Raw genomic sequence first — 13,856 nt, forward strand, 5'->3', positions numbered from 1 at the left:
GGAAAAGACGCGCCGGGCTTGGGTTGCCCCGGGGCATGCGAGCGTCAGGCCGCTTTGGCGTTCGGCGTGCCGAGCGCGCGCAGCGTCTCCTTGATCGCGCGGACGCGATCGGTCAGTTGCACGTGCTTTGCTTCGATGCGCAGCTTGTCCTGTCCCGCGAGCTTGATATGGCGATGCGTCTGCACCAGCGCGATGATGCGCATCGGATCGACGGGCGGTGTCGGCTCGAATTGCAGGGCGATGGCGTCTTCGCTCGCGTCGATCTTGACGATACCCAGTGGCTTGGCGAGCAGTCGCAGGCGGTGCGTCTCGATCAGCGCCTGCGCCTGCTGCGGCAGCTTGCCGAAGCGATCGACGAGTTCTTCCTGGATCGTGTCGATGGCGTCGGCGTGGGTGCCGTTGGCCAGGCGCTTGTACAGCGAGAGGCGCTCCTGTACGTCGCCGCAGAAGTCGCTCGGCAAGATGGCCGGGACATGCAGATTGATCTCGGTGGTCGCCGAGAGCGGCGCGGTGAGATCCGGTTCGCGTCCGGCTTTCAGTGCGCTCACGGCGTCGGCCAGCATGTCGGTGTAGAGCTGGAACCCGATGTCGTGAATTTCGCCCGATTGCTTGTCGCCCAGCACTTCACCCGCGCCGCGAATCTCCAGGTCGTGCATCGCGAGATAGAAGCCCGCGCCGAGTTCTTCCATCTGCTGAATCGCTTCGAGACGCCGCTGTGCCTGCTTGGTCAGCGCCTTCGGATCGTGGACGAGCAGATAGGCATAGGCCTGGTGGTGCGAGCGCCCGACGCGCCCGCGCAACTGGTGCAATTGCGCCAGACCGAACTTGTCCGCGCGATGCATCAGAATCGTGTTGGCGGTCGGCACGTCGATGCCGGTCTCGATGATGGTGGTACACAGCAGCACGTTGGCGCGCTGCGAGACGAAGTCGCGCATCACGCGTTCGAGATCGCGTTCGTGCATTTGTCCGTGCGCCACGACGATACGGGCCTCGGGCACCAGGGCTTCCAACTGTGCCTTGCGGTTCTCGATGGTTTCGACTTCGTTGTGCAGGAAGTACACCTGTCCGCCGCGCTTGAGTTCGCGCAGCATGGCTTCGCGGATGACGCCATCCTCTTCGCGGCGCACGAAGGTCTTGATCGCCAGACGCTTCTGCGGTGCGGTCGCGATGACCGAGAAGTCGCGCAGGCCTTCGAGCGACATGCCGAGCGTACGGGGAATCGGGGTGGCGGTCAGGGTGAGCACGTCCACCTCGGCACGCAGCGCCTTGAGGGCTTCCTTCTGCCGCACGCCGAAACGATGTTCTTCGTCGATGATGACGAGGCCCAGACGTTGGAACTGGATGTCGTTCGACAGCAGCTTGTGCGTGCCGATCACGATATCGACTTGTCCCTCGTTGATGGCCTTCACGCTCGCGTTCACTTCCTTGGTCGTCTTGAAGCGCGAGAGTTCGGCGATGCGTACCGGCCAGTCGGCAAAACGATCGGAGAAGGTTTGCGCGTGCTGTTCGGCGAGCAGCGTGGTCGGGGCCAGCAAGGCGACCTGCTTGCCGTCGAGCACGGCAATGAAGGCGGCGCGCAAGGCCACTTCGGTCTTGCCGAAGCCGACGTCGCCGCACACGAGGCGGTCCATCGGACGGCCGCTCGTCATGTCGCTCATCACGGCCGCAATGGCGGCCGCCTGATCCGGCGTTTCCTCGAAGCCGAAGCTATCGGCGAACTTCTCGTAGTCGCGCGGCGACAGTTCGAACGCGTAACCGGAACGCGCGGCACGACGGGCGTACAGGTTGAGCAGTTCGGCCGCGGTATCGCGAATCTGCTGCGCCGCCTTGCGCTTCGCCTTTTCCCATTGGCCCGAGCCCAGCGAGTGCAGCGGTGCGGTATCGGGATCGGCGCCGCTGTAGCGCGAGATCAGATGCAACTGCGAAACGGGCACGTACAGCTTGCTGTCGCCCGAGTATTCGAGATGCAGGAATTCGGTCTCGCCTTCGCCGAGATCCATGCTGACCAGGCCCTGATAGCGACCGATGCCGTGCTGGCTGTGAACGACCGGGTCGCCCACCTTGAGTTCGGCCAGATCTCGCACCATCGAGTCGACCGACGTTGCCTGCTCCTGGCGGCGCTTGCCGGCGCGGCGTGCGAGGCCTTCGTAAAGCTCGTTCTCCGTGATGAAGGCGAGATCTTCCGTCGGCAGCAGGAAGCCTGCGGCCAGCGGGGCGATGCCGATGGCAAAGCGAGCGTCTGATGTCAGGAAGTCTTCGAACGACTCGACGGACGATGGGCGCAGGTCATGGTCATGCAGCAGTTGCAGCAGCGTCTCGCGCCGGCCGGCCGAGTCGGCGCACAGCAGCACGCGGGCTGGTGTGCGGGCGAGGTAGGCGCGCAGGGCGGCCAGCGGGTCGTCGGCACGACGGTTGATGGCCAGTGCCGGCAACGGGATGGCCCAACTGCCGTCGCTCGGCGTAGGCAGCGTCAGGCGGGCGAACGGCTTGGCGAGCGTGAAGAAGTCCTGATCGAGCAGGAACAGTTGCTCGGGCGGCAGCACCGGCCGCTCGCGATCGTGCGACAGGAAGTTGTAGCGTTGACGCGTGTCGTTCCAGAAACGGTGGATGGCCGCGTCGAGATCGCCCACGAACACCAGTTGGGCGTCGGCAGGCAGATAGTGGAACAGGGTGGCGGTTTCGTCGAAGAACAGCGGCAGGTAATACTCGATGCCGGCCGACGGCACGCCGCTGCCGATGTCCTTGTAGATCGGGCTGCGGGTCGGGTCGCCTTCGAACACTTCGCGCCAGCGCCCGCGAAAGGCGGTGCGGGCAGCGTCGTCGAACGGGAATTCGCGCCCGGGCAGCAGGCGGACTTCCTTGACCGGATACAGGCTGCGCTGCGTGTCGGGGTCGAATGCGCGAATGCTGTCGACGGTGTCATCGAACAGATCGAGACGATACGGCAGGGCGGAGCCCATCGGGTACAGGTCGATCAGTCCGCCGCGCACACAATACTCACCGGGCCGCATCACTTGGCTCACATGCTCGTAGCCTGCCAGCGTCAGTTGCGACTTCAGGCGTGCTTCGTCGAGCCGCTCGCCCTGCGTGAAGAAGAACGTGTAGGCCGCCATGAAGCTCGCGGGGGCCATGCGGTAGAGCGCAGTGGTGGCGGGCACCAGAACGATGTCGCAGCGCTTCTCCCCGAGGTCGTGCAGGGTGGCGAGCCGTTCGGAGACGAGATCCTGATGTGGCGAGAACGTGTCGTACGGCAGCGTTTCCCAGTCGGGCAGCAGCCGTACTCGGGCGTCGGGCGCGTACCACGTGAGTTCCTGCTGCAGGCGCAGGGCATCGGTGGCCTGGGCGCACACGACGGCGAGCAACGGCAGGCGCTCGCGGTTGTCGTTGAAATAGCGGGCGATGAGCAGGGCGTCGCTCGACGCGTGCAAGCCTGCAAAGGCGTAACGCTGTCCCGCTTTCACGAGCGGCACAGGCGCGGTATTACGGGATAGAGCGTTGGCGGCGGACATAGAGGAACGTTGCAGAAATGGCAAAGCACGGGGCTCCTTTCGCATGGGGCCCCGTGACAGTCAGCGTCTATTATAAAATCCCTGCTTTCCTCTTACCTGCGTTTTATTGTGAGCGACCGACTTTTTGCCGTCATCCCGTGTGCCGGGGCGGGCGTACGCGCCGGGGCCGACGTGCCCAAGCAATACCGAAGCGTGGGCGGACGCGCCATGCTGCACTATGCGCTCGCCGCGTTTGACGCCTGCTCCGAGTTCGCTCAGACCGTGCTGGTGCTGGCGCCCGACGACAATCATTTCGACGGCAGGCGCTTCGGTCCGCTGCGTTTTGCGGTGCGACGCTGCGGCGGGCCGTCGCGGCATGCGTCGGTGCTTGGCGGGCTGCAGGCGCTCACCGAGTTCGGGGCGCAGGACAGCGACTGGGTGCTGGTGCACGATGCGGCGCGTCCCGGCATTACGCCGGCGCTGATTCGCGCGCTGGTCGAGGCGCTGCGCGACGATCCGGTCGGCGGCATCCTGGCCTTGCCCGTGGCCGATACGCTCAAGCGCGAGCAGGCGCCGACGGCGAAGGGTGGGTTGGCGGCCGTGCTGGCGACCGAGTCGCGCGACGGCCTTTGGCAGGCGCAGACCCCGCAGATGTTTCGCCTCGGCATGCTGCGTCACGCGCTGGAAGACGCGCTCGCCTCGGGGGCCGAAGTGACCGACGAAGCCAGCGCCATCGAACGGATCGGCCACGCGCCGAAGCTCGTTCGCGGCAGCCTGCGCAACTTCAAGGTGACCTATCCCGAAGATTTCGCGCTCGCCGAGGCCTTCCTCGGCGCTGCCAAGTCCGTGTGAGGGCTCGGCATGCGCCGCAGCTCCGAAACGACACCCCGCATTCTTTCGCATTTGGCGACTCTCCATGACTGAACAAGCTGTTTCTCAATCCCCGCTCGCGATGTTGTCGAAGCTGCGTATCGGCCAGGGCTACGACGTGCATGCCCTCGTGCCGGGGCGCCCGCTCGTGATGGGGGGCGTGACCATCCCGTTCGATCGCGGCCTGCTCGGCCATTCCGACGCCGACGTGCTCCTGCACGCCATCACCGATGCCGTGCTCGGCGCGGCGGCGCTGGGCGACATCGGACGCCACTTTCCCGACACCGATCCCACGTTCAAGGGCGCGAACAGCGTGGTTTTGCTCCAGGAAGCCATGCGGCGCGTGCGTGAGCAGGGCTACGAGGTCGTCAACGTCGACTGCACGGTGATTGCGCAGGCGCCGAAGCTCGCGCCCCATATCGGCGCGATGACGCAGTCGATTGCCGACGCGCTGGGCGTCACCGTCGGTCAGGTGAACGTGAAGGCGAAGACGAACGAAAAGCTGGGCTATCTCGGCCGTCAGGAAGGGATTGAAGCGCAGGCGGCAGCCCTGCTCGTTGCCGGCTGAGGCGATAGCGGCGCTGCACGCAACGCGGTGACGCGCGGGCAGCACAATCCATCACGCACAACGGCGCTACCGGTTGAACCCGGTAGCGCCGTTGTCGCTTTGGCGGTTTGCGCCGGCCTCGGCGCATGGGAGCTTCAGCGCTTGCGGACTCAGGCAGCCTCGGCGGCGATGACTTGGGCGGCGGCATTGACGACGGCGGCGATACGGCCGACGTCACGCAGTTGCGCGGTACTCATCCCGTGTTCGGCGGCGAGCAGGTGGGCGTGCGACTTCACACAGAAGTGGCACTTGCCGATGATGGATGCCGCCAGTGCATACATCTCGAAACGACGTTGATCGACGCCCCCGCGCGTGGCGTAGCCGTTCATGCGAAGCTGGGCCTTCTCGTTCTTCAGTTCGGCGTTGTCGGCCATCTCGAGATACGGATACCACGTGTTGTTCATGCCCATGAGCGCGGCAGCGGTCAACGCGCCTTCAAGCTCTTCGGGAGCGAGTACGCCCGATTCGCGAATCGCCTTGATGATCGGCTGGCTCTTGGCTGCAAAGGCGGCGGCGAGGGCCACACCAACGGCATCGTTGCCTTCCAGCGAGGAGCGGGCGATGGTGCCGTCGAGGTTCAGGCGGATGTCCTTGGCATAGTCAGGGATTTGCGCCTTAATCGCGGTGATGAATTCCATAAATTTCTCCTATTGCTTTGGGCTGAAAAAGCCCGCTTTCGCGGGCTTCACAAGACGACGCTTACAGCGTTGCACCGCCAACAGCGCGGTTGCACGGGCAGAGTTCGTCCGTTTGCAGACCGTCCAGAATACGCAGCACTTCTTCCGGGTTGCGACCGACGTTCAGGTTGTTCACCGAAACGTGCTGGATGACGTTGTCCGGGTCAACGATGAACGTGGCACGCAGGGCCACGCCGGCGGCCTTGTCGCGCACGCCGAGTTGGTCGATCAGGGCACCGGTCGTGTCGCCGAACGAGTAGTGATTCAGCTTGTTCAGGTCCTTGTGCTCACGACGCCATGCCAGCTTCACGAATTCGTTGTCGCCCGAACCGCCGAGCAGGACAGCGTCACGCTCTGCGAAGTCGTTGGCCAGCTTGCCGAACTCAACGATTTCGGTCGGGCACACGAAGGTGAAGTCCTTCGGGTAGAAGTAAATGATCTTCCACTTGCCGGGGAACGAGGCTTCGGTGATCGTTTCGAAAGCCGAGACGCCGTTTTCTTCGTGGTTGTTGAAGCCAGGCTTGGCAGCTTCTACCGAGAATGCTTCGAGTTTGTCGCCGACAGTCTTCATCGATTGACTCCTAAATTAGTGCGGTTTAAGTCGAGATGTCGCTGGGACATCGCAACCAGCAACTGACCGAAATCTGCTGATCCCGATCAACCTATGCATCATACGCTATCGAATAATCGACAGCAATAGTTTATTTTTATTTTGGGGATAGTTAAAACAAATCCCGTCGATAGGATCGTGCTCAACATTGGGCAGGCAAGCCTTGAGCATAGACAAAATTCCGCAAACCGTTATTTAGCAAGCGGAAATGACACGGTGATTTCAAGGCCGGGACCCGGCCGTACATTGTGCAGCGAGGCGTGACCTTTGTAGCGTGTGGCGATGCGCTGAACGATCGCCATGCCGAGGCCGGTGCCGTCTGCCTTCGTGCGGGCGGTGTCCACCCGATAGAAGGGGCGGAAGACCAGAGTGAGTTGGTCCTCGGGAATGCCCGGGCCGGTGTCGCGCACGCGCATCTCGACGCGTTCGCCGAGAATGCGCGTCGTGATGTGGACGTTGGCGACATTGGTGTCGGCGTCGCGGCCATATTTACGCGCGTTCTCGATCAGGTTCGTGAGCAGACGCTTGAGGTCGGTGCGTTCGGCAAGTACCGGGGCGGCGTCGGCGAGTTCGGTGCTCAGGTTCAGGTCTTCGCGGCCCTCGAAGGCGAGTGCCGTATCGCGGACGATGTCCGACAGATCGAGCGACTGCATCGTTCGCGATGCCGGCCGGGCGTAATCCAGGAATCGGCCGATGATGTCGTCCATCTGTTCGATGTCGCTGATCATGTCGCGCTTGACCGATTCGTCGGACGGACTCATCTCCGTTTCCAGTCGCAGCCGTGCCAGCGGCGTGCGCAGATCGTGCGAGATGCCCGCGAGCATCAGCGCCCGGTCGGCGTCGAGGCGTTCGAGTTCCTCCACCATCTGATTGAAGCTGCGGTTGGCCTCGGCGGCCTCGCCCATACCGCGCTCGGGGAGCGGGTCGGGGCGTTGTCCTTCGCCGATGGCGCGGGCTGCGTGGGCAAGCCGGGCGAAGGGTCGGTTGACGAGCGCGGTGATAAACGCGGCGCCGATGAGCGAGAGGGCCAGCGCGAACGTTCCCCAACTGAAGAGTTGAAGGCCGGTGGCCGTGTCGATCCGGTCCTGTTCGATGGCGACCCAATAGTCGTCTTCATCGATCTTGAAGCTGATCCACATGGCTGGAATCTCGTTGACCGAGGCAGCGATGACGGTGTCTGTCCCCAGCCGGCGCTGCACGTCGCGCACGATCAGGTCCTGGACCACGCCGCCCGGCTGTTTCTCGATCTTGTCAACCGGCTCGCGTGGGTACACGCGAATCCCTTCGTTGCTCTCGAGATCCTGCAGTAGGGCGCGACGCAGATCGGGCTCCGAGTAGAGCAGCGCGGTGCGCGTCAGCTTGACGATCGATACGAGCTGCTGCGCGACACGTTGCGCGCGCGGCTCACGCTCGATCACGCGAAAGCTCTGGTACCAGGCGGCCAGGCTGACGCCGATGAGCAGGGCAATGAGGAAGAAGGTACGCCAGAACAGACCGCCGAACAGCCCGCGTACCATCCGGATCGGATGCATGGGGTTGCTCCGTCTAAAGCGTGACTTGCGCGAGTCGGCAGACCCGACGTGCTGGATGGCGAGTGTCCGGACGAGAGACGCGGTACGCCGTTGGATGCGGCGTGAGACGCGACGCAACGCCGGTGGGCGAGCGTGTCGCGACCGGCGTTGTTTTGCTGCTTGAGACGCAATGGCGGAGGATCACGCGCCGCCGTCCGGAATGAACACGTAGCCGAGGCCCCACACGGTCTGGATAAAACGTGGGCTGCCCGGATCCGGTTCGATCAGCTTGCGCAGACGCGAGATCTGCACGTCGAGGCTGCGATCGAACACTTCGTATTCGCGCCCGCGTGCCAACTCCATCAGCTTTTCGCGCGACAGCGGCTGGCGCGGATGACGCGCGAATACCTTGAGCACCGAGAACTCGCCCGTCGTGAGCGCGATCTCCTGGCCGTTCTTCGTGAGCGTGCGCGTGGCGAGGTTCAGGGAGAAGTCGCCGAACTCGAACGTTTCCATGGTTTCACTGGGCGCGCCGGGGAGTTCGGGCGGTGCCTGACGGCGCAGCACGGCGTGAATGCGCGCGACGAGTTCGCGCGGATTGAAGGGCTTGGGCAGGTAATCGTCTGCGCCCATCTCGAGGCCGACGATACGGTCGACATCCTCGCCTTTGGCCGTTAACATGATGATCGGCGTGCGGTCGTTGGCGCCGCGCAGGCGGCGACAAATCGACAGACCGTCTTCACCGGGGAGCATCAGATCGAGCACGAGCAGATCGAAACGCTCGCGCACCCAAAGCTTGTTCATGGCCGTTGCATTTTCCGCCACGAAGACATTGAAACCCTGTTCCCCGAGGTAACGACGAAGCAGGTCGCGCAGTCGCGGATCGTCGTCGACAACCAGAATTTTGGGAGAGTTTTTGTTTTCCATGCCACGTATCTTAGCCCGAAATGTTACGAACTGATGGGGCCGCCAAAGCGGGTTACAAAGGGTTACACAATTTACCCTACAGCTTGCGCGCTGACCATAGGCTGTGGGTACACTTGCACCCCTGCCAGGGGGAAAACCTGCCGCACGGCATGAAGGACATACGCACAAGATGAGATGGGCTGCTGAGTGGACGCTACTGATCGGGGGAATCATGCTCTGGGGACACCTGGGCGTGACGTATGCCCGTCCTGTCGCGCATTTCAGTGCGCAGCTGCATCGGGTGAGCGCCCCGCGCTTGCACCACGCGGGGCCTGCGCCGTCGCCCCGCAATCCGACGAAGCGTGAGCCGTCGCAGAACGATTCCGGTGCTGCGCGCCGCAACGACGAATTTCCCCCCGCGCCGCCGGGCCGCCGTCCCAATGGTCATATGTCGCCGGAAGACCGGCGCCTGCTACGGCAACATATTCAGGACGCCGTGCGCGAGTTGTACACTCACTAACGATAAAGACGCGCGCGCTCATGGCTGATGGTTCATGGATCAAGAGGGCACCGCAGCGTCGCCAAACGCTTCCCAAAAACGCCAATGATGTCACGATGACGCGAGCGTCCCATGAAGCCCACCCCAAACTTGCCAGCCTGCGTCGACGCCGGCTTTTTTTGCGCCTGCCGAAAGGGCATTGAGGCGACGAACGGTGTCACGGCGATGATCGCCGTGCTGCGTCGCCTGCCGTCGTCAATGTCGTGGATGCCTGGGCGGCTGACGTCTGGTGTGCTTGCCATCCTGTGGCTGGCGTGGCCGCTCGTCGGTCACGCGTTGTCGACGCGGCCTGCCGGCGCGGCGCATGCGGCGAGTGCGACGGCGCCACGCGCAACCGGGGCCGCCGGTGCTGCCGATGCATTTGCCGATCGCGCGACGCGCCCGCTCACCGCCGGCGACGCGCGCTACTTGCTCACGCGCACCGGCTACTCGCCTGACGCGCGCGAACTCGCCCCGTTCGTTGGACGCACGCGTGCGCAAGCCGTCGATCTTCTGTTGTCGCGAGCGCGCCGCATGGCCGTGACGCCGCCGCCCGCCTGGGTTGAAGATCCGCCGCTGTATGGCGCGCCGGTCAAGTCCATGACGGCCGAGCAGCGTCGCGAGCTGAACCAGCGACGCAACCGTATGGCGGCGTCGCTGGCGGCATGGTGGGCACAGGAGATGGCCACGACGCCGTCACCGCTCACGGAGCGCATGACGATGTTCTGGCACAACCACTTCGTGTCGAGCGACGACAAGGTGCGTGAGCCCGTCATGCTTTATCGGCAGAACGTCTTGCTGCGCGCGAACGCGCTCGGCAACTTCGGGACGCTGCTGCATGCCGTGTCGAAGGATCCGGCCATGCTGGTTTATCTCGATGGCGCGGGCAGTCGGAAGGGGCGGCCGAACGAGAACTTCGCGCGTGAAGTCATGGAGTTGTTTACGCTCGGCGAAGGACATTACACGGAGCAGGATGTGCGCGAGGCGGCGCGCGCCTACACCGGCTGGGGCATCGATCGGGCGACGATGACGTATGTCTGGCGCCCCAACCTTCATGATGTGGGCACTAAGACGGTGCTGAACCAGACCGACGACTTCGATGGCGACCAGATGCTCGACATCCTGCTGGCGCGTCCGGAGACGGCGACGTTCATCACTGGCAAGTTGTGGCGCGAATTCGTGTCACCGACTCCGGATCCGGTGCAGGTGGCGCGTATCGCGAACCGCTTTCGCGCGAGCGGCTACGACATTCGCGTGACATTGCGTGCGTTGTTGCTGACCCCCGCCTTCTGGGACGCCCGAACCCGCGGGACGTTGGTCAAATCGCCGGCTGAATTCGTGACCGATACGGTGCGCGAGTTCGACATCGGCTACGACGATCCGCTGCTGCTGGCGCGACAGATGCGTGTTCTCGGGCAGGACCTGTTCCGTCCTCCCAATGTGAAGGGATGGCCGGGCGGCGACGCGTGGATTGACAGCACCACGTTGCTTGCGCGCAAACAGTTTGTCGAGCGCATGTTCCGCGCGACGGAGAACGCGAATGCGGGAGGGGCGTCGATGGTGTCGCCGACCGTGTCGATCTCTGCGCGAACGGGTGTACAGCGCATGGCGTTGGGAGCGGTGCCATCGATGCCGAGAACGGTAGCGGGGGTGCGCTTCGATCTGTCGCGCTGGCTGCAACCTTACGCGCTGGAGCCGGTCGATGTTCCAGACGCGGCGTCGCGCGAGGCGTTGCAGCGGGCCGTGCTGCCCCTCAAGCCTGCGGCGCTGCAACCCGCCGGCGTGAACAGCACGGCCTACTTGCAGGGGTTGTTGATGGACCCCGCGTATCAGTTGAAGTGATGACGTGATAGCGCGTGGTAGGGCAGGCGCGTCACTCAACGACCGCTCCGCAGGGTTGCGAAGTGGGCCGAGTGGCGTGAGGAGAGCCGTGACGAGTGGCGGGACGAGAAGTGGGCCGAGAGAGGTGTGAGATGCGTCGACGCAATTTTCTGACTTTTGCAGGGGGGCTTGGTGCGGCGTGGCTGGCGCCGATGCCCGTGTTGGGCGCTGCACCTAACTTGTCCGGGACACGGACGGGCACCGGCGGTAACTACGGCAATCTGCTGATCCTTGTCGAACTCAAAGGCGGAAACGACGGGTTGAACACGGTCGTTCCATATGCCGATCCGCTTTATGCCGCTTTGCGCCCCAGCATCGGGATTGCACGCGATCACGTCGTGCAACTTGATGAGCGAAGCGGTTTGCATCCGGCGATGGGGGTGTTGTTGCCGATGTGGCGGGCGAACGAGTTGGCGATCGTGCAGGGGGTGGGGTATCCGCAGCCGAACCTGTCGCATTTCCGGTCAATCGAGATATGGAATACGGCGTCGCGTTCGGACGAGTATTTGCGCGACGGCTGGTTGTCACGTGCCTTCGCGCAACGGGCAGTGCCCGCAGGATTCGATGCCGATGGCGTGATCGTGGGCAGCGCCGAGCTAGGGCCGTTGGGCGGCGGCGCGCGTGCGGTGACGCTGACCAATCCGGCGCAATTCCTGCGGGAGTCCAATCTTGTGTCGGCGAATGCGGCACAGGTGAGCAATCCTGCGCTGGCGCATGTATTGCGGGTGGAGAACGATATTGTCAGGGCGGCGAACGGGTTGCGTCCGCGCCAGGGCCAGTATGTGTTGCGCACGCCGATGCCGGCGGGGGCGTTCGGCAATGGGGTGAAAACGGCGCTGCAGGTGGTCGCGGCGGCCGATTCGTCGGCGGGCGTGCCGCAGGCGGGGCGTGGGGTAGCGGTGGTGCGTTTGACGCTTACCGGGTTTGATACTCATCAGAATCAGCCGGGACAACAGGCGAATCTGTTGCGTCAGTTGGCGCAGGGGATGATGGCGTTGCGGGCCGGGTTGATCGAGCTGAACCGCTGGGAGTCGACGATGATTGTCACGTATGCGGAATTTGGTCGGCGCGCGCGACAGAACCAGAGTCAGGGGACGGATCACGGCACGGTGGCGCCGCACTTCATCGCAGGCGGTCGCGTGCGAGGGGGGCTGTACGGCGACGTGCCGCGTTTGGACCGGCTCGACGGCAACGGCAACCTGCCGTTCGCCGTCGATTTCCGCGAGGTATATGCGACGGTGCTGCAGCGCTGGTGGGGGCTTGACCCGCAGCCGGTGCTGGGTGGCCCGTTCAAGCCGCTGGACGTGTTGCGGGCATGATGCGCAGAGGTTGGCGGACTTGAGTGGCTGCGTGGCTATGTGACTGATTCGTTTTGTCGCTATATCGCTGTATCGCTGTGCCGCTGCCGGGGGGCGACGCGACGTTGTGAGCCGGGGAGGGATATCCGCCGGCGTGCGTCAGCGTGCGCGCCAGGCACGCCAGAATTTGCGCAGCGGGGTGAGATCGATGCGTTGATGCAGCACTTGGTAGTCGCTGGCGGCGACTTCGTCCATCAGGGCCAATTGCAGTGCGGCGAGGGCGAGGAGCGGCCGTTGTTGGCGACGATCCCGTGCGGGCATGGCCGCTGCCGCCTCGCTGATGGCAACGCGCGCGCGCGCGTGCTGAAACTTCATGAGTTCGACGAACGCGGGGGAGTACTTGCCGTTCTGGAGATCGGCGGCGGTCACACCGAATTGCTGTAGCTCGTTGATGGGGAAGTAGACGTAACCGGCACGGGCATCGACGCCGGCGTCGGTGATACGTCGACCGAGCGTGATCGCGTGGCCGAGCGCGTGGGCGCTGGCTGGCGTTTGCGAGTCGTCGAAGCCATAGACATGGGCCGCGAGTACGGCGGGCGCACCGCCGGCGGCGTCGCAATAGTGGGAGAGGCCTGCGAAGTCGAGATAGCGCATTTGGGCGAGATCCATCTCCGCGCCATGCAGGACGGCGTCGAACGTGGCGTGGGCGAGGCCGCGCTGTTGGACGACGGGAGCAAGCGCTCGGGAGACGGGGTGCGCCGGGGAGCCGGAGAAGAGTCGCGCGAGTTCCTGGCGCCACCAGTCGAGCTTTGCGTGGGCGACGCCGGGGTCATGCACGGCGGCGTGGATATCGGCGATTTCCTGACAGAACGCGTGGGCGGCGTAAGCGGCGTCGCGTTGGGACGGCGGTAGCTGGAGTAGTGCGTAATAGAGGGCGGAGCCGGGAGGGCCGGCTTTCTGGCGGCAATATGCGTTGGCCTGCGCGGGGCTGGCGGGGGTGCCGGAAGTATCGTCGGCGGTCTCGTGGGGTTGCATGCGAATGGGGTATCGGTTGGGTCAGGTGCCCGGGTGCCGGTGCGCGGGCGCGCCCGTGGGGCAGATGCCATGAATTGGGGCGAATTCTAGCATTGAGGGGTTGGCGGTGCCGGTGGCGTTGGCGCGGAAAGGGCGGGGCGGCGTTGATGCGGCATGAGATTGCCGGTGAATATCACTTCGTGTAGAATTCTCGCCTGCTTTGACGCATGCGAGCGGGGCGGCGACGAGTCGCCCTTTTTCATGTCCGACAGGACGCATGCCGTCGACCCGATGCTGGGGTGTCGTGCCTGACCAGGGCGACCGACGCCCACGGGCTGCGAGGATGGCGAAATTGGTAGACGCACCAGGTTTAGGTCCTGACGCCCGCAAGGGTGTAGGGGTTCGAGTCCCCTTCCTCGCACCAACTCCCCGTTTTGGCATCGGTTACGTAGGTCT

11 protein-coding genes and 1 tRNA gene are annotated in these 13,856 nt (G+C 64.3%); 6 read left to right on the forward strand and 6 right to left on the reverse strand.

Annotated elements, in window-relative coordinates; genetic code table 11:
- Nucleotides 1-44 precede the first annotated feature (44 nt).
- A complete protein-coding gene (mfd, locus tag PanNE5_RS17170; RefSeq protein WP_261938460.1) occupies nt 45-3,509 on the reverse strand; it encodes a transcription-repair coupling factor in 3,465 nt (1,154 codons plus the stop codon).
- Between the two features lie 108 nt (nt 3,510-3,617).
- Here mfd and ispD point away from each other — a divergent pair, with 108 nt between their 5' ends.
- Together ispD and ispF are read left to right on the forward strand one after the other, a co-directional pair.
- Nucleotides 3,618-4,340 (forward strand): 2-C-methyl-D-erythritol 4-phosphate cytidylyltransferase, encoded by a 723-nt coding sequence (gene ispD / locus PanNE5_RS17175; protein WP_261938461.1) that lies wholly within the window; start codon nt 3,618-3,620, stop codon nt 4,338-4,340.
- A 64-nt stretch (nt 4,341-4,404) separates the two neighbouring features.
- The gene (gene ispF, locus PanNE5_RS17180; protein WP_315973438.1) at nt 4,405-4,926 is read left to right on the forward strand and encodes a 2-C-methyl-D-erythritol 2,4-cyclodiphosphate synthase; all 522 of its coding nucleotides are present in this window, start codon (nt 4,405-4,407) and stop codon (nt 4,924-4,926) included.
- Nucleotides 4,927-5,075: 149 nt separating this feature from the next.
- On the opposite strand, the gene PanNE5_RS17185 is transcribed toward ispF, so the two are convergent.
- From PanNE5_RS17185 to ompR, 4 genes are all read right to left on the reverse strand, one after another.
- Nucleotides 5,076-5,603, reverse strand: coding sequence for a carboxymuconolactone decarboxylase family protein (locus PanNE5_RS17185; protein ID WP_017234079.1), 528 nt, complete (start codon nt 5,601-5,603; stop codon nt 5,076-5,078).
- 61 nt (nt 5,604-5,664) lie between these two features.
- Nucleotides 5,665-6,213: a peroxiredoxin gene (locus PanNE5_RS17190; protein ID WP_017234080.1), complete on the reverse strand. Its 549-nt coding sequence runs from the start codon at nt 6,211-6,213 to the stop codon at nt 5,665-5,667.
- Nucleotides 6,214-6,443: 230 nt separating this feature from the next.
- Complete coding sequence (locus PanNE5_RS17195; protein WP_261938462.1) at nt 6,444-7,784, reverse strand: ATP-binding protein; 1,341 nt, start codon at nt 7,782-7,784, stop codon at nt 6,444-6,446.
- 180 nt (nt 7,785-7,964) lie between these two features.
- Nucleotides 7,965-8,690: a two-component system response regulator OmpR gene (ompR, locus tag PanNE5_RS17200; protein WP_017234082.1), complete on the reverse strand. Its 726-nt coding sequence runs from the start codon at nt 8,688-8,690 to the stop codon at nt 7,965-7,967.
- 169 nt (nt 8,691-8,859) lie between these two features.
- Here ompR and PanNE5_RS17205 point away from each other — a divergent pair, with 169 nt between their 5' ends.
- The 3 genes from PanNE5_RS17205 to PanNE5_RS17215 all read left to right on the forward strand — a co-directional run bounded on the left by PanNE5_RS17205 (nt 8,860) and on the right by PanNE5_RS17215 (nt 12,407).
- On the forward strand, nt 8,860-9,189 hold the full coding sequence (locus tag PanNE5_RS17205) for a hypothetical protein (protein ID WP_039830366.1): 330 nt from the start codon (nt 8,860-8,862) through the stop codon (nt 9,187-9,189).
- A gap of 111 nt (nt 9,190-9,300) precedes the next feature.
- A complete protein-coding gene (locus PanNE5_RS17210; protein ID WP_261938463.1) occupies nt 9,301-11,049 on the forward strand; it encodes a DUF1800 family protein in 1,749 nt (582 codons plus the stop codon).
- Between the two features lie 131 nt (nt 11,050-11,180).
- Entirely contained in the window at nt 11,181-12,407 is a 1,227-nt protein-coding gene (locus PanNE5_RS17215) for a DUF1501 domain-containing protein (RefSeq protein ID WP_017234085.1), read from the forward strand.
- Between the two features lie 138 nt (nt 12,408-12,545).
- On the opposite strand, the gene PanNE5_RS17220 is transcribed toward PanNE5_RS17215, so the two are convergent.
- Entirely contained in the window at nt 12,546-13,421 is an 876-nt protein-coding gene (locus tag PanNE5_RS17220) for a squalene/phytoene synthase family protein (RefSeq protein ID WP_051060192.1), read from the reverse strand.
- Nucleotides 13,422-13,737: 316 nt separating this feature from the next.
- Here PanNE5_RS17220 and PanNE5_RS17225 point away from each other — a divergent pair.
- Nucleotides 13,738-13,824, forward strand: a tRNA-Leu gene (locus tag PanNE5_RS17225).
- Nucleotides 13,825-13,856 lie beyond the last annotated feature (32 nt).

The organism is Pandoraea sp. NE5 (assembly GCF_024363545.1).
In the GTDB taxonomy this organism is placed as follows: Bacteria; Pseudomonadota; Gammaproteobacteria; order Burkholderiales; family Burkholderiaceae; genus Pandoraea; species Pandoraea cepalis.

Excerpts from the sequence above, each read along its gene's own strand:
- PanNE5_RS17210 (WP_261938463.1), top strand. The coding sequence starts at position 9,301 with ATGAAGCCCACCCCAAACTTGCCAGCCTGCGTCGACGCCGGCTTTTTT.
- ispF (WP_315973438.1), top strand. The coding sequence starts at position 4,405 with ATGACTGAACAAGCTGTTTCTCAATCCCCGCTCGCGATGTTGTCGAAG.
- PanNE5_RS17205 (WP_039830366.1), top strand. The coding sequence starts at position 8,860 with ATGAGATGGGCTGCTGAGTGGACGCTACTGATCGGGGGAATCATGCTC.
- ompR (WP_017234082.1), bottom strand. The coding sequence starts at position 8,690 with ATGGAAAACAAAAACTCTCCCAAAATTCTGGTTGTCGACGACGATCCG.
- PanNE5_RS17195 (WP_261938462.1), bottom strand. The coding sequence starts at position 7,784 with ATGCATCCGATCCGGATGGTACGCGGGCTGTTCGGCGGTCTGTTCTGG.
- PanNE5_RS17185 (WP_017234079.1), bottom strand. The coding sequence starts at position 5,603 with ATGGAATTCATCACCGCGATTAAGGCGCAAATCCCTGACTATGCCAAG.
- PanNE5_RS17190 (WP_017234080.1), bottom strand. The coding sequence starts at position 6,213 with ATGAAGACTGTCGGCGACAAACTCGAAGCATTCTCGGTAGAAGCTGCC.
- mfd (WP_261938460.1), bottom strand. The coding sequence starts at position 3,509 with ATGTCCGCCGCCAACGCTCTATCCCGTAATACCGCGCCTGTGCCGCTC.
- PanNE5_RS17220 (WP_051060192.1), bottom strand. The coding sequence starts at position 13,421 with ATGCAACCCCACGAGACCGCCGACGATACTTCCGGCACCCCCGCCAGC.
- PanNE5_RS17215 (WP_017234085.1), top strand. The coding sequence starts at position 11,181 with ATGCGTCGACGCAATTTTCTGACTTTTGCAGGGGGGCTTGGTGCGGCG.